At 36.7% G+C, this 19959-nt stretch carries 15 protein-coding genes; all 15 read right to left on the bottom strand.

Translation table 11 applies throughout. The annotated features are described in order from the left end of the window. Positions 1-2 precede the first annotated feature (2 nt). The 15 genes from lepA to ACGHIY_RS04285 all read right to left on the bottom strand — a co-directional run bounded on the left by lepA (position 3) and on the right by ACGHIY_RS04285 (position 19953). Positions 3-1802, bottom strand: coding sequence for a translation elongation factor 4 (gene lepA, locus ACGHIY_RS04355; protein WP_021148125.1), 1800 nt, complete (start codon positions 1800-1802; stop codon positions 3-5). Positions 1803-1840: 38 nt separating this feature from the next. Beyond that, on the bottom strand, positions 1841-2902 hold the full coding sequence (gene mnmA, locus ACGHIY_RS04350) for a tRNA 2-thiouridine(34) synthase MnmA (protein WP_390525746.1): 1062 nt from the start codon (positions 2900-2902) through the stop codon (positions 1841-1843). A gap of 198 nt (positions 2903-3100) precedes the next feature. Further along, positions 3101-4339, bottom strand: a complete 1239-nt coding sequence (locus ACGHIY_RS04345; protein ID WP_390525745.1) for an aminotransferase class I/II-fold pyridoxal phosphate-dependent enzyme — start codon at positions 4337-4339, stop codon at positions 3101-3103. Next, on the bottom strand, positions 4336-5265 hold the full coding sequence (gene miaA, locus ACGHIY_RS04340; protein WP_004695723.1) for a tRNA (adenosine(37)-N6)-dimethylallyltransferase MiaA: 930 nt from the start codon (positions 5263-5265) through the stop codon (positions 4336-4338). Before miaA ends, ACGHIY_RS04345 begins: the two co-directional genes overlap by 4 nt. Next, complete coding sequence (locus ACGHIY_RS04335; protein ID WP_390525744.1) at positions 5262-6074, bottom strand: class I SAM-dependent methyltransferase; 813 nt, start codon at positions 6072-6074, stop codon at positions 5262-5264. Before ACGHIY_RS04335 ends, miaA begins: the two co-directional genes overlap by 4 nt. A 1-nt stretch (position 6075) precedes the next feature. Beyond that, positions 6076-8121 carry a DNA mismatch repair endonuclease MutL gene (gene mutL, locus ACGHIY_RS04330; RefSeq protein ID WP_390525743.1) on the bottom strand — a complete coding sequence of 682 codons (2046 nt, stop codon included), beginning with the start codon at positions 8119-8121 and terminating at the stop codon, positions 6076-6078. Beyond that, on the bottom strand, positions 8121-10754 hold the full coding sequence (gene mutS, locus ACGHIY_RS04325) for a DNA mismatch repair protein MutS (RefSeq protein WP_390525742.1): 2634 nt from the start codon (positions 10752-10754) through the stop codon (positions 8121-8123). The genes mutL and mutS overlap by 1 nt, the downstream gene beginning before the upstream one ends. A 26-nt stretch (positions 10755-10780) precedes the next feature. Continuing rightward, positions 10781-11581, bottom strand: coding sequence for a class I SAM-dependent methyltransferase (locus ACGHIY_RS04320; RefSeq protein WP_004697379.1), 801 nt, complete (start codon positions 11579-11581; stop codon positions 10781-10783). Between the two features lie 228 nt (positions 11582-11809). Then, positions 11810-13123 (bottom strand): tRNA (N6-isopentenyl adenosine(37)-C2)-methylthiotransferase MiaB, encoded by a 1314-nt coding sequence (gene miaB, locus ACGHIY_RS04315; RefSeq protein ID WP_004697437.1) that lies wholly within the window; start codon positions 13121-13123, stop codon positions 11810-11812. A gap of 8 nt (positions 13124-13131) precedes the next feature. Beyond that, a complete protein-coding gene (locus ACGHIY_RS04310) occupies positions 13132-14007 on the bottom strand; it encodes an Asp23/Gls24 family envelope stress response protein (protein WP_004695710.1) in 876 nt (291 codons plus the stop codon). Positions 14008-14022: 15 nt separating this feature from the next. Beyond that, on the bottom strand, positions 14023-14850 hold the full coding sequence (locus tag ACGHIY_RS04305) for a PHP domain-containing protein (protein WP_278451621.1): 828 nt from the start codon (positions 14848-14850) through the stop codon (positions 14023-14025). A gap of 116 nt (positions 14851-14966) precedes the next feature. Beyond that, on the bottom strand, positions 14967-16685 hold the full coding sequence (locus tag ACGHIY_RS04300) for a proline--tRNA ligase (protein WP_278451620.1): 1719 nt from the start codon (positions 16683-16685) through the stop codon (positions 14967-14969). Next, a complete protein-coding gene (ispG, locus tag ACGHIY_RS04295) occupies positions 16679-17764 on the bottom strand; it encodes a flavodoxin-dependent (E)-4-hydroxy-3-methylbut-2-enyl-diphosphate synthase (protein ID WP_024061700.1) in 1086 nt (361 codons plus the stop codon). Before ispG ends, ACGHIY_RS04300 begins: the two co-directional genes overlap by 7 nt. Before the next feature lie 18 nt (positions 17765-17782). Continuing rightward, on the bottom strand, positions 17783-18799 hold the full coding sequence (rseP, locus tag ACGHIY_RS04290; protein ID WP_390525741.1) for an RIP metalloprotease RseP: 1017 nt from the start codon (positions 18797-18799) through the stop codon (positions 17783-17785). An 8-nt stretch (positions 18800-18807) separates the two neighbouring features. Further along, on the bottom strand, positions 18808-19953 hold the full coding sequence (locus ACGHIY_RS04285; RefSeq protein WP_008713852.1) for a 1-deoxy-D-xylulose-5-phosphate reductoisomerase: 1146 nt from the start codon (positions 19951-19953) through the stop codon (positions 18808-18810). Positions 19954-19959 lie beyond the last annotated feature (6 nt).

Genomic DNA, 19959 nt, shown 5'->3' with positions numbered 1-19959 from the left:
TATTAGTCCTCAACCTTGAGAATCGCCATGAATGCTTCTTGCGGGATCTCTACGGAACCGACGGACTTCATGCGTTTCTTACCGGCTTTTTGTTTTTCAAGTAATTTACGCTTACGAGAAATATCACCACCGTAACATTTTGCCAAAACATCCTTACGCCAAGCTTTTACAGTTTCACGAGCCACAATTTTTGTACCTACCGCCGCTTGAATAGGAATTTCAAACATTTGACGAGGAATCAATTCTTTCAATTTCTCAGCTAATGCACGACCACGTGTAGCTGCACGGTCTTTGTGTACAATAATGGATAATGCATCTACAGGATCTCCATTTAAGAGAATATCCATCTTAACCATTGGAGATTGTTTATATCCAATCAATTCGTAGTCAAGAGATGCATATCCCTTTGTAGCGGATTTTAATTTATCAAAGTAATCATAAATGATTTCACTCAATGGCAAGTGATAAACGACAGATACGCGTGTTTCATCCAAATATTCCATAGATTGATATTCACCGCGTTTATCTTGAGATAATTCCATGATAGTACCAACAAAATCTTTAGGTACAATTGTTGTAGCCTTTACATAAGGCTCTTCGATATAGTCAATTTCCGTTGGAGGTGGTAATTTAGCAGGATTATCGACTTCGAGCATTTCCCCATTTGTTTTGTACACTTTGTAATTTACAGATGGAGCCGTCGTAATAAGCGTCAAGTTATATTCACGTTCTAAACGTTCTTGAATTACGTCCATATGCAAAAGACCGAGAAACCCACAACGGAAACCAAAACCCAATGCCAATGATGTTTCTGCTTCATATTCTAAGGCAGCATCATTAAGCTGTAACTTTTCTAATGCATCCCGAAGGTTTTCATAATCTTTAGATTCTGTTGGATAAAGGCCACAGTACACCATAGATACAGCCTTACGATAACCAGGCAATGGTTCTGATGCAGGATTATTAGCTAATGTTACAGTATCGCCTACATGGCAATCTTTTACATTTTTGATGCTAGCTGCAATACAACCTACTGAGCCACATGGTAATTCTTGCACAGGTACAAGATTGGGAGTAAAAATACCGAGTTCTGTAACATCAAAGTCCTTTTTATCATGCATCATGCGAATTGTATCTTTTGCTTTTATAGACCCTTCTTTTACGCGGACATAAGCAATAGCACCTTTATACGCATCAAAACGGCTATCAAAAATCAAGGCTCTTGTTGGCTTATCAGATTTATCTGGTGGTGCAGGAACTTTATTTACAATAGCTTCTAAAATATCAGGAATACCGATACCTGATTTGGCAGAGCATAATACAGCATCAGAAGCGTCTAAACCAATAATATCTTCAATTTCTTGTTTAACGCGATCAGGATCTGCTGACGGCAAATCAATCTTGTTAATAACAGGAATGATTTCAAGATCATGTTCTAAAGCGAGATATACATTTGCCAACGTTTGTGCTTCCACACCTTGTGCAGCATCGACTACGAGTAATGCCCCTTCACAAGCTGCAAGAGAACGAGATACTTCATAGCTGAAATCGACGTGGCCCGGAGTATCGATGAGATTCAAAATATATTCTTCACCGTCTTGAGCTTTATACAAAATACGAACAGATTGCGCTTTAATAGTAATGCCGCGTTCACGTTCAAGGTCCATGGAGTCCAAAACTTGAGCCTCCATTTCACGTTTTTGTAATGTACCAGTATATTCAATTAATCTATCAGCGATGGTTGATTTACCATGGTCGATATGAGCTATAATACAGAAGTTTCGAATCTTTTTCGTTGACATACTATGTAAACAAGTTCAAAGAACTTGTATTCTCCTTTCTAACATACGCGATCGATAACAGCACCTCCCAATAATTGAGTGCCATTATAAAAGGCTACAGACTGACCTGGGGTAATAGCCCGTTGTGGTTCTTCAAAAATAACCTCCATTGTATCGTCATCTAAAATACGTGCTATGCAAGGAGAAGGGTTAGCTGCATAGCGAATTTTTCCTTCTGCCTTCAATTCCTTATGAATTGTATCATCTAAGAAGTTATAGAACTTACAAATCATGCGATTTGTAAAGAGACGTTCGTTAGGACCCACGATGACCTCATTACGATCCCCATTAAATCCAATAACATATAAAGGGTGTTTATATGCAATACCAAGACCTTTACGTTGACCAATCGTATAATTAAATAAGCCGTTGTGCTTACCTAATACCTCACCATCTTCGGTAACGATATTACCAGACTCTGGTTTACCCTTCATTTCTTCGACCACTAGCTTTTGATAGTTCCCATGAGGCAAGAAACAAATATCCACGCTATCTGGTTTTTTAGCGACTGGCAAATCATATTCAGCAGCTAATTTACGTGTTTCAGTCTTACATTGACCACCTAATGGGAACATAAGATGACTCAAAATACGTTGGTTCATATTGTACATAACATAACTTTGATCTTTTGTAGGATCAACACCTTTATGTAACTCATATAGACCTGTTTCTTCATTATAATTTACTTGTGCATAATGACCAGTTACCATATGTGTGGCACCTAATTCAAGAGCACGATTGAGCATCAAGTCAAACTTGATGTTCTTGTTACAAAATACACAAGGATTTGGCGTACGACCATAGGCATATTCTTTTACAAAGTAATCTACTACGTTTTCGTAGAATACATCACGAACATCGATAACATGATGCTCGATACCAAGAAAATCACACATCTTCTTAGCATCAGTTACGGCAAGAGGCACCTCATCATAGGGCGTACCACTCACCCATAACCATAGGGTAATACCAAATACTTTATAGCCTTGTTTTAATAGCATTGCAGCAGTTAAAGAACTGTCTACGCCGCCACTCATAGCTACAGCGATAACTTTTTCCATACTTTCTCCTTTTAATGATCTCTTGATCATAAAACTAATCAGGGTGAAAGCCTGACGTGTAAAACACTAGTTCGGTGTAAAAGTCCGAGTAGTATTGCTATAAAATTATAGCAACTTATATTATAGCCTAGAAATAGGTATATTGAAAAGATTTGAAATAAAAAGAATCCCTTTCACAAAAGAAAGAGATTCTAAATATTATCTATGTTTTAATAGTTCTTCAGCAGCTCCTAAAATACCAAGCATGGAATGTTCAAATACTAGGCCACCCTGCATGAAAATTGTATATGGTGGACGTATAGGACCATCGGCACTGAGTTCAATAGAGGAACCTTGTACAAAGGTACCACCAGCCATGATGATTTTATCTTCGTACCCAGGCATATCCCCAGGAATAGGATGTACGTGAGCATCTACAGGAGAATAGGCTTGCATACCTACACAGAAATGCTCCATTTCTTCCCCATTTTTCAGATTAATGGCTTGAATCAAATCATAGCGATCAGCATTTACCTTAGGGAATACATCATAGCCTAGTAACTCACCTACAGCAGCCGTATATACAGCACCTTTAAGAGCTTGTAATACTACGTGAGGTGCCATAAATAAACCTTGGAAGAACAAGCGATAACCAGGAGCATATGAACCCATATGATCGCCAAGTCCAGGAGCTGTCAATTGATACGCTGCATTCTCTACAAGGTTTTCTCTACCAACAATATAACCACCAGTTGGTGCTAAACCGCCGCCTGCATTTTTAATGAGAGAGCCAGCCATAATATCAGCACCAGCTTCTAATGGTTCTTGCAGCTCTGTAAATTCACCGTAACAATTATCTACGAAACAAATCGTTTTAGAATTTTTAGCTTTTACAGCATCTACAATAATCTTAATATCTGCAATAGATAAAGGTTCACGTGTGCTATAGCCTCGAGACCGTTGAATCACTACTACCCGCGTATTATCGTTAACAGCGTTAGCAATAGCTTCAACATCATAAGTATTATCTTTCAATGGTACCTCAGTATAGGTAAAACCTTTTTCTACTAAAGAACCACGTACTTCACGAGCGGCACCGATAACGGATTGCATCGTATCATAAGGAGCCCCTACGGCATAGATAAACTCTGTCCCTTTAGAGCCATTTCCCATCAAAGAAATTAATGTAGTAGCTAACGCATGTGTACCAGAAACAAAATGAGGACGAACGATAGCCTTTTCACCTTTAAATACATAGGCAAATACTTCATCTAATTTTTCACGCCCTACGTCGTTATATCCATAACCAGTAGTACCAGTGAAATGATAATCAGATACTTGGCATTCCTTAAAGGCTTCTAATACTTTTTTTGTATTGGCCAATGCAATAGGTTCAAATTTCTTAAATTCTGGTTCAGCCATTTCTAGGGCTTTACTGCGTATTTCTTCTAATGTCATGCTAATCCTTCTCTACGGATTAAATCCATAGCTTTATTAAATATAAAATCTTTAGATGTATTGCTATCAATATGTATCCATTCTATATATGGCATACGTTTATACCATGTAATTTGGCGCTTAGCAAAGTGACGTGTATTCTTCTTAATTAAGTCACGACACTCATCTAATGTTATATTGTCATTTATATAGTCTACAACCTCTTTATAGCCAATACCTTTAAAAGCTTGGCAATCTGGATTCACTCCAGATTTTATGAGTTGTTCCACCTCTTCAATCAAACCTGCATCAAACATCATATCAACGCGTAAATTGATGCGTTCATATAATTTATCACGATCTCTCATGAGACCGATAACAGAACCTTTATAGGATACACCATCTTTTGTCTGATTTCGCAACGAATCTACATCACCATGATGCAATATCTCAATAGCTCGATACAAACGATGTTTGTCGCTATATTGTATCTCTATATTATGCTCTTTACCTAATGTGAAAGCATAGTCTCGTAAGCCTTCAATACCTTTTGTACTATAGAGCTCATCGAGTTCTGCTCGCAAATATTCGTCAGGTTTAACATCATTAAAGTTGTAGTTCTCCAATAATGATTGGACATACAGTCCTGTACCACCAGACAGAATAGGAAGAATATTTCTATCTTTTAATCTTGCAATTATTTCTTTAGCTTGATCTTGAAAAATAGATACCGAATATGAATCATTTGGATCCAGTATATCGATGAGATGATGTTTCACCCGATTAAGTTCATCCACCGATGGTTTAGCGGTACCAATATTGAGTTGTTTATAAACCTGATAAGCATCACCAGAAATAACCTCAGCATGCAGATGTTCTGCTAAGTCCAAGGTAAGATCTGTTTTGCCTACCGCAGTAGGTCCAACGATGGTAATTAAGGGATTCACAATAACTCCTTCATATATACTCCATAACCTATACGGCTATATTTTCCCCCTACCCATTGGTGAGGTGGATATTTCTGAAAGACAGAACTAAATGGTCGTTCTTTAATAATAACACCATAAGAGGCAACACGCATAGCTTCCTCCATAATTTTATCATCAATACGACTTTCCACAGTATGTCCACGAAGTGGTTTAAATTGAGGACTATCCTCTACAGGGACCTCAAACATAGGATCAAAATAAATAATATCTATACTTTCATCTGGTAGATTAGGTACATAGTTTTCAAAGGTATCATAACTTACCTCAATACGACGTAATGCGTCCGTCACACTTTTCACATTATGCGAATAATGAGCTAAACCATAAGATGTGGCAAGCCATATAGATAGAGAACCTTCTAGACCTTTTATTTTAGCCTGAGGAAAAGCATAGCTCATGACGATACTGTCACTACCAAGACCAATTGTACAATCAAGAAACGAAAATTCTTCTTTATCAGTTATTTTATTAGTACTTAGTATTGTCTGAACAGCATTAATTAAATGATCTCCTTCTCCACGTTGCAAACGTAGTATACGTAATTGAGCCATGGATAAATGAAAGCTATGTTGCTGATTATCAGGAAAATGAATAGTTAAGCCATTACCAGAAAGAACAGCAATAAAATCACATGGATGAGCATTAAATAATGCTGGTATAGATAATTTTCCTCTTTTTATATAGGCCATATGCATAGAGGAAGCCAAAGCTTTGGCTTCCTCTTGAATGGCCTCATTAGATTTTTGAGCTGTAGTTAATATATTCATATTAAGACCGTAAGAATAATTTACCTAATTCATCAGGTGTAAATTTGATAATCGTAGGACGACCATGAGGACATACATATGGTTTTTCGGTACTAAATAAGTCCTCAATTAAGGTAGTCATTTGATACATATTTAAATTATGACCTGCCTTGATGGCCCCTCTACAAGATGCATAAGCTAACATTTCATGTCGTAATTGGGCCTTAGTAGGCTGTTGATGATCATGTAAGTAAGAGAATATATATTGCAGAATTTCAAATGCTTTTGACTCTACTAAATCTACTGGAGCCCCTACTAATTTTATCTTAGTAGGACCACCTAACTCTACATCAAAGCCAAGATCAAGTAATGTTTCTCGTTCTTCCTCTACTAAATTCATTTCATCATTTGTGGCCTCACTATACTGAGGAACCAAAATAGATTGCATAGGAATCGATTCAGAAGACTTACACAACTTATCATAACGCACACGCTCATGTGCAGCATGTTGATCTATGATATATAGATCATCACCTTTTTTAGCTAATATATAACAAGATGCAACTTGACCCATTGGTAAAAAGCCCGAGTTTTGAATTGTACGTTCTTCTATCTCTTCGTTACGAATATCGTGAGACAAGGATTTAAACTTCTCTACATCTTCCGAAGTATAACTAGTGTATGCAGTAGGAACAGCTTCAAAACTTTCATCTACAAAAGAGGATTGTTCATAAGTAGCCTTAGGTGCAGGTGGTGTATACCCCTTTGTTTTAAGATTTTCCACAAACTGCGAAGTTTCACCGCGCATGACTTCATAGCCTTTTGTACGGCGTCCACCAAAAACCTTATCATAATCTATAGCTGTTGCTATATGTTCAGCTGACTGCATCGAATCGTGTACAACAGTAGGTGCTTGATAAGAATCATAAGTAGTATTACCAGCTAAGAATGTACTATTAGAACTAAAATTCTTAATATCACTATTACTATTACTAGCAATATCATTACCATATTTATCGGATATGTTAGCAACTGTACCAGTCATATAAGATGATGACTCTCGTTCGTATCTCTCATGGAGTGGATTATTTAAAGCATTTAAGATACCGTGATATACGGCTTTAAATATAATCTTATCATCTGAGAATTTAACTTCACTCTTGCGAGGATGTACGTTTATATCAACCATTCTCGCAGGCACAGTAATATTTAGTACCACTAAAGGATGACCATTTTTCGGCAATAGTGCATGGTATGCATTATCGATAGCCTTCATTATGGTTTTATCAGAAATCACGCGATTATTGACGATAATGGTCTGCCATATCCTTGTACTTTTAAGAAGTGTGGGCTTACTCACTACGCCATCGATATAGATAGAATCACTTTCATAAGCAACAGTAAAAATATCATCTTTGGTTTTATATCCATATAGCGCAGCTACAGTATCACTAATATCGCCATTTCCTGGTGTGATAATAGCTACCCGATCATCTATGATAAGCTTAAAAGAAATATGTGGATTACTTAGAGCTAATTTCCCTACAATATCTTGAATTTTAGAGGCTTCTGTACGCTCCGTTTTTAAGAATTTACGACGAGCCGGCGTATTATAAAATAAATCTTTAATTTCGATAGTTGTACCAGGTGCCGCACCATAAGGAATGCAATCGGTAAAAGTGCCGCCATCAACAGTAATACGAGTCCCCAAATCAGAGTCTGCTTTACGAGTAGTCAAAGAGAAATGAGATACAGAGGCAATACTAGCCAAAGCCTCCCCACGGAAGCCTAGGGACGCAATATCAAAGAGGTCCTCTACTTGTTGAATTTTAGAGGTTGCATGACGTAGAATCGCCAAGCGAGCATCTTCCTCCGTCATACCGATACCATTATCAGTAATCCGCATATAGGCCACACCGCCTTCACCAATTTCAACCTCAATATTAGTGGCAGACGCATCAATAGAGTTTTCAATGAGCTCTTTAATAACTGATGCGGGACGTTCAACGACTTCACCGGCAGCTATCTTATTGATTGTCGTTTCATCCAATACGTGAATGGTTGCCATTATTTCCCGCCTCCTTTACGAGCCTCCTCTTGTAGTTCATATAATTTATTTAATGCTTCAATTGGAGTCATGCTCATTACATCGACTTCCAGTAAGCTATCTACTACGGAATGGGTAAATAAATTGCCTAGTGGAGAATCACTAACTTGCTTAACCGCTGGTTTTGCCACATTAGTAAGTTGAGCACCCATAACTCGATTATTTAAGTCACTTGCATCATGACTTTGATCTTCCAAGGATTCTAAAATCACTTCAGCTCGTTTTAATACAGAGTTAGGTAGGCCCGCCAGTCTGGCAACATGGATACCATAACTGCGATCTGCACCACCTTTAATGATACGACGCAAGAAAGCAACATCTTTCCCTTTTTCTTTAACTGCAACGGTATAATTTTTTAATTTACTATAGCTTTCTTCTAAGCAAATCAATTCATGGTAGTGCGTTGCAAATAAAGTCTTGCTATGAATGTGCTTACAAATATGTTCCACTACTGCTTGTGCGATACTCAAACCATCAAAGGTACTCGTACCCCGACCAATTTCATCGAGAATAATTAAACTATTATGAGTAGCATTTTCTAAAATATACGCTACCTCTTTCATTTCTACCATGAACGTGCTTTGACCAGTAGAAATATCGTCACTAGCACCGACACGTGTAAAAATACGATCCACAGGTGAGATAGACGCTTCACAAGCAGGGATAAAGGAACCAATCTGTGCCATAATCATTAGGATAGCCGCTTGACGCATGTAAGTAGATTTACCTGCCATATTAGGGCCTGTAATGAGTAAGAATTCCTCATCATCATGATTTAGAACGATATCATTTGGTACAAATACCTCTCGTTTTAAAAACTTTTCAATAACTGGATGACGACCATCACGAATATTGATTTGACCATTCATCACAATAGTTGGACAAATATAGTTTTCTTCGTATCCAACTAATGCTAATGAGCATAATACATCAAGGTCTGCAAGAGCACGAGCCGTTTCTTGCACATCTTTGATAACGAGTTTAATATCATTACGCAATTGTTGATATAGTTCGTGCTCTAAAGCAATGATTTTATCTTTTGCGCTGAGAATTTTAATTTCAAATTCTTTTAACTCAGGCGTAATATAGCGTTCAGCATTAGCCAAGGTTTGTTTTCGTATGAAATAGTCTGGTACTTGTTCTGATTTACTATGGGATACCTCGAAATAGTAGCCAAACACTTTATTGTAACCAGTCTTAATTTTTGAAAGCCCTGTAGCTTCTTTAATATCCGCTTCCATCTTAGCAAGCCATTGCTCGCTATTAGTCGCTAAAGAACGTAGCTCATCTAAATCAGCATTAAATCCATCTTTAATAACACGACCGTCTTTTAATGTCAACGCTGGTTGCTCTGCAATAGCTCGACATAATAAGTCATAAATATCTTTATGATCTTGCATGCGCTCATTAATAGATGTTAAAGCTAGACTTGAACATGTACCTAATACATTCTTAATATCAGGTAGAACTGCTAATGACTCACGAAGAGCCGTTAAATCTCTGGGAGACACAGATCCAGTTTCAACACGACCAACGATGCGTTCAAAATCGTAAATACAATCTAAAAAGTTACGAATATGAGAACGTTCAGCACCGCGTGTTATAAGTTCTGAAACGGCTGCTTGACGACGTTGTATTTGATTTATATCAGTTAATGGACTTTCAAGCCATTGTTTTAAAAGGCGTGCCCCCATTGGTGTCAACGTACGATCTAGTACATCCAGTAAAGTACCTTTTTGTCCACCATCGCGTAAATTATGTGTAATTTCAAGGTGACGCAAAGAAGATGTATCAAGAATAAGGCGATTACCTACACTTAATTGATGTACATAGTTGATATGAGAAATTTCAGACTTAATTATATCCTCTAAATATAAAAGCATATAACCTAAAGCTTCCCATACATCCTCTTCCATAAGGCCTAAATCACCGAAATGAGTTACAGCTTTTTCAGCTACTTCACGTTGTGTATAGTATGTAGAAAAAGGAGAAAATACGACATTACTAAATTGATTTTCAATAAAATCCTGAATATCTTGCGGTAATATCGTTCCTTCAGGCAATATGATTTCACTTGGTCTATACATGCTGAGTGCATCGTACATATCACTGCGTTTTTCACAATCAGTAATGCGGTGCCAAATAACTTCCCCTGTAGATACATCAGAAAACACAAGAATCCACGTATCTTTTACCATATAAAATAATGATAAAAAGTTATTTGACCTTGCATCGTTACCATTTTCTGTCATCACTGTACCAGGAGTAACAACTTTAATGACATCGCGCTTAACAATGCCTTTAACTGCTTTAGGATCTTCTAGTTGTTCACAGATAGCAACTTTATACCCTTTTTTTACAAGCGTTTCTATGTAGCTTTCAGCCGCATGAAAAGGAACGCCACACATGGGTGTGCGTTCCTCATCTCCTGTAGGACGACCTGTTAAGGTAATATTAAGTTCACGTGATGCGACTAAAGCATCCTCATTAAATAATTCATAAAAATCACCTAATCGAAAGAACAATAATTCTTCAGAGTATCTAGATTTAATATCTAAATACTGCTCCATCATAGGTGTTTGCTTTTTACTCATATTCACCTCATATATTATGAGTCATATCACAAATTCCGCTTATATTCGTATATTCCCATACGGTTATTAAACAAATATATAAACGGGTATAATAATTTATAAACAATAGGTGCTAAGGACAACATGCTTCCTGTAAAATTAATCAGTCCAGTCTGTTTAAGCTTAGGATTCATAACTACAATTTCATGACCGTCCTTAGTTCCCCACTGAAAAGAAACATTCATTTTACTAAGCATATCATGTTGTTTAGTGCGTTTCGCCACATATGGAGAAATCATATCAAGATATAACGTAAACTCTTCAAAAGAATCAGTCAGCAAGCCTAAAAACTGCTTCATTTCATCCAATGTAAGATACATAACTACACCTTCACTAACAAGCAGTAGTTTTCGTCCATTTATCTCAATATTTTTAGTCCACAATTCATCAGTTATAGAACTCACTAAATTATGGACTCGTTCATGAGGCTCAAAAAATTGTGTACGTGCTTCAATCACTCCGGCAAAATCGATATTATACCAATCAATATAACCGTTGTCGACTCGATAAAACATAGTATCTAAACCGGCACCTAATGATACGACGATACAATCTGGATATAGAGATATAAAGTTTCGTATCTCTTCATCGATTACTTTTGCTCGTCCTAAAATTCCATAATAAGACATCTTAACATCTTTAAATTGATCAAAATCATAATCAATATGCTTTAAAATATCCCAGGATTTCTGATCCTTTAATACAGATTGATCTGACTCATAATCTTTCGCTCTTGCATATAGTGTCAATAATGCCGTTTCGCCTACAGCGTTTAAATCAAGTTTCATAGTTACACCTTCTTTGTAAAAATACAAAATGTAAATGGTGTTCATACCTATGAATGTCTTCAATATACAACTTTTATATTATTTTATTATTATAACACATATGATTTCTAATCAGCATCTATGGTAAAAAAGAACATCGCCACCACATGTTTAGCAAACTAATTTTAGATAAAAATTCTAACCTTAGAGTTAACATAATAGTGACGAGTTCTTTTTGATTCTAATAGTTTATTTTACAATACTACCATAACAAACCCATGTTTGAGCTTTATCGATATGAGCTGGTACAGTTTGACCAATTGATAGGGAGTCATCCTTAGGGAATAAAACCATTTTATTACCAGATGTACGACCGAACCACATGTCTTCATCACGAGGACTTGGTCCCTCTACAATAATATCAAATACTTGTCCTTCCATAGGTTTATTTAATTCATAAGAGATTTCATTTTGTACATCCATCAATGTTTGTAAGCGAACGCGCTTAATCTCTTCTGGAATTTGATCATCCATAGTTGCTGCTGGCGTTCCAGATCGCTTAGAGTAGATAAACGTATACGCCATGTCATAGCGCACATCTTTTAATAATTGTAATGTAGCTTGAAAATCTTCCTCAGTTTCTCCTGGGAAACCTACAATAATATCCGTAGTCACAACCACATCTTTTATTTTTTCACGGCAATAAGAAAGTAATTCTTTATAATGCTCTACCGTGTAATGACGATTCATTTTCTTTAAAATACGATTGGAACCAGATTGAATAGGTAAATGTAAATGCGTCACAATATTGGATGACCTACCAAGAGCATCAATCATAGACTTACTCATATCTTGAGGATGACTTGTCATATAGCGAATACGTTCTATACCAGGAATACCATCAAGAGCATCAATTAATGTACCAAAATCTGTACCATCTTTAAAATCTAGGCCATAAGAGTTTACATTTTGCCCCAATAAAGTGATCTCTTTAAATCCTTTAACCCCTAGGTCTGTAACCTCTTTAACAATGGCCTCTACAGGACGGCTAATCTCTCTACCACGTACATGGGGAACAATACAATAGGTGCAAAATTTATTACAGCCATTCATAATAGGTACCCATGCATAAAAAGAGCCATTTGGTTTTGCCTCTAATTCAGGCAATACAGAGTTATCCATATCTACGCTGATTTGATGCGTATGTCCATGTTGTACTTCTTCAATCATCTCGTTAATATGTTGAATATTATGAGTACCCAATACAATATCAATATGAGGAGCTCGTTTAAACATTTCTGCTTGATTTTTTTGAGCCATACATCCTGTGACGGCGATAATCAAGTTTTTATTATTACGTTTTAGTCTTTTTAGCTCACCTATACGCCCATAAACTTTAGTTTCTGCATTTTCACGCACTGCACAAGTATTTAGCAGAATTAAATCTGCAGTTTCAACATTCTCTGTTGGTATATACCCAACAGATTCCAGCTGATGCGATAATCGCTCAGAGTCGGCGGTATTCATTTGACAACCATAGGTGTAAATATAATAAGACTTCATTCTAACTCCTACACTTTAACAATCTTACGTTTTGTTTCAATAATATTCTTAACTTTAATGGACATGCGTTCAATAGACATGCCGGTAATATATTCAATTTCATTGCGAACAGATTTTTGTACCTGTTGCATCAACGGTTTAACAGGATATCCATGTTCAATAACTACAGCCATATCAACAACAAGACCGTTTTGACCTTTGTCGCTTTTTTTAAAAGAAATTATACTGGTCTCATCGACACCAGCTACTTTTTTTAACCCATTTCTAATCAATTTAATAATTACTTCATCGTCAAAAGTGAGTCGACCATAGTAGCTAAAAGCAGGCCGTACAACAGAACGTTCAAATCCTTCAGAACCAATTTGACCTAAGGTATCTTGATCTTGTTTTTTCAAAGTCCTGCGGCGCCACATGGTTTTGATTGGATCAATCAAATACCCCCTAAAGTGTGGCTTTAATTCCATAGTCGGCACAGGAATTATATGTTTACCCTCTTTAAGACGTGCATGTTGTGCCTTTTCAATTTCCTTAGGTGTTGCAACATCTTCTATACGAATATATCGATCAGGTTCTTGTAAGCCTAAAGCTTTAGTAATCTTCTTAACCATATTATCAGAAGTGCCGATAATCATAAGCTTATTAGGTTTAATCTTATCTAATTGTTCTCGTACGGATTTAACTTGTACTTCGTCTTGAAAAATAGCACGACGAACAGCTTTTAAACGACTAGACTCTTTTTTTGCAGAAAAGCCAGCTACAATTTTATTATCATGAATCAAAATACCATCATCGATGATACATTCAATTTTATTTTCATGAGCAACTACGAGGGCACGATGACTTTTACCTGTGCCACTACTACCTACAAAAGCAACGACTTCCATAGCCTACCTCGTCATTTATAACAAACTAATAAATTCTGATACATCCTTACCAGATACTAAGTAATCACCAAATCTATCAGGTTTCTTGCCTACAATACCATGGTAATCAGAACCACCAGTAATAAATAGCTTATGCTTTTTAGCGAATTCTTTATATCGCTCCACATCATCATCATTATGCTTTGAGTGATATACCTCCATACCATCAAAATCATAATTTAACATTTCCAACACATATTCATCACTAGTAACCAATTTAGGATGAGCCATAACAGCAAGTCCTCCAGCTTTATGTATAATATCAATAATATAAGGAACCTCTACTTTTACCTTAGGAACATAGCAAGGACTATCTTTTCGAAGAATACCTTTAAATACATCATTAATATCCTTGGCATAACCACCATCAATTAAAAGTTTACCAATATGTGGGCGACCATAAGCTTTAGTATTAGGAAATTGTTTAATGAGCTCTTCTTTTGTAATATAATATCCTTCATTGTTACAACGACGGATAATTTCATCGATACGTTCTTCACGTTTTCCTTTAAAAAACGTAATAAAATCGATTAAATCTTTATTATTTTCATCAAAACAATATCCTAAAATATGAATTGACTTATCTTTATAATCAGCACTAAATTCACAGCCATTTACGATTTTAATAGAATCATTAGGATCTAACTCTTTTTGAGCAACACGCAATGCTTGAATACCGTCTATTTCATCATGATCGGTTAAAGCCATCATAGATACATTACAGTCTATGGCATGTTGCAATAGATCTTTAGGTGTTTCAACACCATCTGAAAAGATGGAATGCATATGAAAATCTACAAGCATATAGCACCTCCATTCCAAATATTCTATCATTTAATTATGACTTATTTAATCTATTAATTCAAGTTTAGAAAGAAAAATTGCGACCCTAATGAACATTCACTAGAATCGCAATTCTATTATAAGTTTTGAAGCAATTCTGTTACTTTATCAGCTACAGAATCAATAGCACATGGAAGAGCTTCTCCAGACTTGCGGATTTGAATCTCTACTTCGTTATTCTCAAGAGTATTTTTACTTACTGTAATGCGAAGTGGATAACCAATCAAATCAGCATCTTTGAACTTAACACCTGCACGATCTTTACGATCATCTAACAATACATCTACACCAGCATTTTGTAATGCAGTATAAATAGTTTGACTAGTAGACATTAATGCTTCGTCTTTTGCATTAATTGGAACAATAACTGCTTCAAAAGGAGCGATAGAACGTGGCCAAATAATACCATTTTCATCGTGATATTGCTCAATAGCAGCAGCTAGTGTACGAGATACACCGATACCATAGCACCCCATAATCATTGGATTAGGACGACCATTTTGATCTAAGAATGTAGCTTGTAATGCTTCAGAATATTTTGTACCCAATTTAAATACTTGACCTACTTCGATGCCTTTAGCATGTTCTAAAGCACCACCACATTTAGGACACACATCGTCCTTCGTGATCAAACGAATTGGAGCAACAATAATGTCTTCTACATTAAAGTCCCGTTTTGGATTAATATTAACGTAGTGAGCATCTTTTTTATTAGCGCCACCACAAACATTGTAAGTTTCCATAACAGATTCATCAACAACAATAGCAAATTCTTCTGTTTGTTTTAAACCAATAGGACTGATGAAACCAGCTGTTAAACCTACTTTTTCTAATTCTTCAGGGGTAGCCATCTCAGGCTCTACAGAGCCAAGAACGGCATGTTGTACAGCGACTTCATTTACTTCATGGTCACCACGAACAATGGCTAATACCACTTTACCATCAATAGAAAATACTACCGCTTTAATAGTTTTATGTAATGGTAAATTTAACATGTCTGCCACAGCTTCAATAGAACTTGCATTTGGTGTATCCACAACAGATAACTCTTGAAGAACTTCTTCGTCTTGCTTCATGATACCAGGCTTGCCGATTTCAATGTTAGCTGCATAATCACACTTGGTACAATATACGATATCAGCTTCACCAGCTTCGGCAATGGCCATGAACTCATGCGTACCACTACCACCTATTGCACCACTATCAGCCTCTACTGGGCGGAATGTAAGACCACAACGTGTAAAAATACGTGTATATGCATCGTACATAGATTTATAGGATTCATCTAAACCGGCTTCATCTACATCAAAAGAATAAGCATCTTTCATAATGAATTCTCGGCTACGCATCAAGCCATAACGTGGACGACGCTCATCACGGAATTTACTTTGAATTTGATATAAGTTGACTGGTAATTGACGATATGAGTTAATCTCATTTTTAACGAGGGTTGTAATCATCTCTTCATGTGTTGGTCCTAGACAGAATTCATTATCATGACGATCATTGATACGCATCATTTCTGCGCCATATGCGTTCCAACGGCCAGACTCTTTCCAAATTTCTGCAGGCTGTAAAATTGGCATCATAATTTCTTGAGCACTAGCACGATCCATTTCTTCACGTACAATAGCTTCAATCTTTTTGATACTTCTCCAACCCAATGGTAAAAAACTATATAAACCATTTGCAGTTTTACGCATAAAACCAGCGCGAAGCATAAGCTGTTGGCTTACTACATCAGCGTCAGATGGAACCTCACGCAATGTAGGTGCATATAATTTAGTGGCTAACATAAAGACTCCTCATCTAAATTTTCTAAATATTGGTCAATTTCTCTAAACAATGTATCTACTAATTCGGCTTCTGGTACAGTCTTAATAACTTTCCCTTTACGGAAAATAATACCTTGACCATCACCACCAGCAATACCAAAGTCGGCCTCACGCGCTTCCCCTGGACCATTTACAACACACCCCATAACGGCAACCTTAATAGGCGCTTTTATATCTGCTAGACGTTCTTCTACAATACCAGCCATATCAAATAAATTTACTTGGCAACGGCCACATGTAGGACAAGATATCATAGTGGCCCCAAAATTTCTTAATCCTAAACTACTTAAAATACTTCTACCTACTTCAATTTCGTGAATTGGATCTCCAGTTAAGGATACCCGTAATGTATCACCAATGCCATCGAGCAATAATGCACCAATCCCCATAGCAGATTTAATAGTGCCTTGTTTAATAGTACCAGCTTCTGTTACACCTAAATGTAACGGATAAGGAATCTTATCAGATAACTTACGATATGCTTCCACCATTAGAGGTACTTCCGTTGCTTTAATAGATAATTTCATTTGACGATAATCGAGTTTTTCTAAAATTCTTACGTGTTCTAAAGCTGTTTCAACCATACCATCCGCTGTAGGATGTCCTCCATGAGCATCGAGAATATGCTTTGGTAAAGAGCCTGCATTAACACCAATGCGAATTGGGATTTGTTTAGGTTTTGCCTTTTCAATAACGGCTAAAACCTTATCTTCACCACCAATATTTCCTGGATTAATGCGCAATCCATCAACATTATTTTCAATAGCTTCTAAAGCTAATCTATAATCAAAGTGAATATCGGCGATCAAAGGAATTGAAATGCCCGCTCTAACAGCCTTTAAAGCCTTTGCAGATGCCATTGTAGGAACGGCGACACGAACCAGTTCACAACCAGCCTCTGCTAAATGATTAATTTCTGCAATTGCCTTCTCTGTATGTACTGGATCCGTAGTAATCATAGATTGAATACTTACCGGTGCATAATCGCCGATTTTAACTGTACCTACATAGATACCATTTGTTGGTTTACGTACAATCATTGTAATCTCCCATCTGTCTTATAGTAAACGGAAAATATCCTGCGTTGTTACATATAAGAATAATGCTACCATTAAGGCAACCCCAACCATTTGTATATACATAAGAGCTTTAGCAGGTAATCTACGACCTGTTATAGCTTCCGCCAAGATAATAATCAAGTGACCACCATCTAAAACAGGTAATGGTAAAAGATTAATAACCCCTAAGTTAATACTAAGGAATGCAGCAAAACTTAATAGTGGTGCAAATCCTGATTGTGCAATAGTACCTGCCATTTGGGAAATTCCTACTGGACCAGATAATTCGGCTGCTTGTGTGCCACGAATCATATCATAAATCCCACTGACCATAGCAACAATAGTTTGCCCCGTCCGACTAACAGCAAGGCTCAAAGATTCACCAATACTATAAGTTTCACGAGTAAAGCTAGGATAGATGCCAATCTTAGGACTATCTTGTTCCATTTTAGGTATTACTGTAGTCTCTATAGTTTGTCCTTCACGCTCTACAACAACAGTTACACCATGGTTTGCTGTGCCTTGTAAGCTAGGACGAATATCATCCCAAGTACTAATTTTTTTACCATCAATCGTAATAATTCTATCGTTAGCTTCTAAATGAGCCTGTTCTGCAGAACTACCCACAATAATGTTACCAATTACAGGTTCATTTGTATATCTAAGATTTCCTACAGTCACATTTAGGCCAAAGAAAAGTACAATGGCTAATATAAAGTTAAATACAGCCCCTGCAGAAATAACAATAAATTTTTTCCACGCAGGTTTATTATAAAAGGAGCGCTCATTAAGAGGCTCGTCAGGTGTCATACCAGCAATACGATTAAATCCTCCAAGAGGAATTATACGAATAGAATATAAAGTTTCCCCTTTTTGTACTTTAAATATGGCTGGACCAAAACCTATAGCAAATTCATCAACTTGCATACCTGACATCTTAGCTGTAATAAAATGGCCTAATTCATGAATAAACACGATTAAACCAAACACAAATATTGTGGCTAATGCCGTAATCATATATTCTCCTATAACATCAACGATGTTGCCTTTTCACGGGCCCATCTATCGATGGATAATAAATTATCTAATGTAAAATCATCTTCTGGTCCCATAGATTCAAGAACAGAAGTAACGACTTTATAAATATCACCAAAGGCGATTTTATCTTCTAAAAAGGCATATACTGCCGTTTCATTAGCTGCATTAAATACAGCAGGTTTAAATCCACTAGCACGTCCCACCTCATACGCAAGTCGAAGTGCAGGAAAATCGTCATACCGTGGAGGTAAAAACTCCAATTGTAGTGCTTGACTAAAATCAAGATGATTCATACTTAAAACTTCACGTTTTGGATACGTCAAAGCATATTGAATGGGCTCACGCATATCTGGATTCCCCATTTGCGCTAATATCGCACCATCCTTCATACGAATCATAGAATGAACGATACTTTGAGGATGTACTACTACATCAATATGATCAAAATCGAAACCAAATAACCAGTGAGCTTCTATTACCTCTAATCCTTTATTAAATAAGGATGCAGAGTCTATAGTTATTTTATTACCCATATTCCAGGTAGGATGTCGCAAACAATCTGCAGCAGTTGCAGTTTGAATTTTACTAGAATCCCATGTGCGTAAAGGACCACCAGAAGCAGTGACAATTAAAGAATCAACATTGTCACGTTTCTGTCCTTCTAAGCACTGAAATATAGCACTATGTTCACTATCGATAGGTAAGATTTGCACGCCATGTTCTTTAGCTAAAGCCGTAATTAATGGACCTCCAGCAACAAGAGTTTCTTTATTAGCAAGACCTATAGTCTTACCTTGTTTTATAGCTTCCACTGTAGGCTCAATGCCCGCAGCACCTACAATAGCAGTAACAATCATTGTTGCCTCTTGAATTGTAGCTGCTGCAATGAGGGCTTCCTTACCACCTATCAATTTTGTAGGACCTGTATAGCGTGCTTGTAATTCTTTAAAAGCACCTTCATCTACAAGACCCGCCACCAAAGGTTTATATTCTTTAATCTGATGTTCTAAGAGGTCAATATTATGATGTGCCACTAAGGCAACCACCTTGAATTGATCTGGATGTTGAGACACCACATCAAGCGTCTGTGTACCGATTGAGCCAGTACTGCCGATAATACTTAGGTATTTCATAAGTGT

Origin of the sequence: Veillonella parvula (assembly GCF_042850485.1) — a bacterium.
GTDB classification, from domain to species: domain Bacteria; phylum Bacillota; class Negativicutes; order Veillonellales; family Veillonellaceae; genus Veillonella; species Veillonella parvula_Q.
The sequence above is the reverse complement of the archived record's forward strand: the minus strand, read 5'-3'. Positions and strand labels throughout refer to the sequence as shown.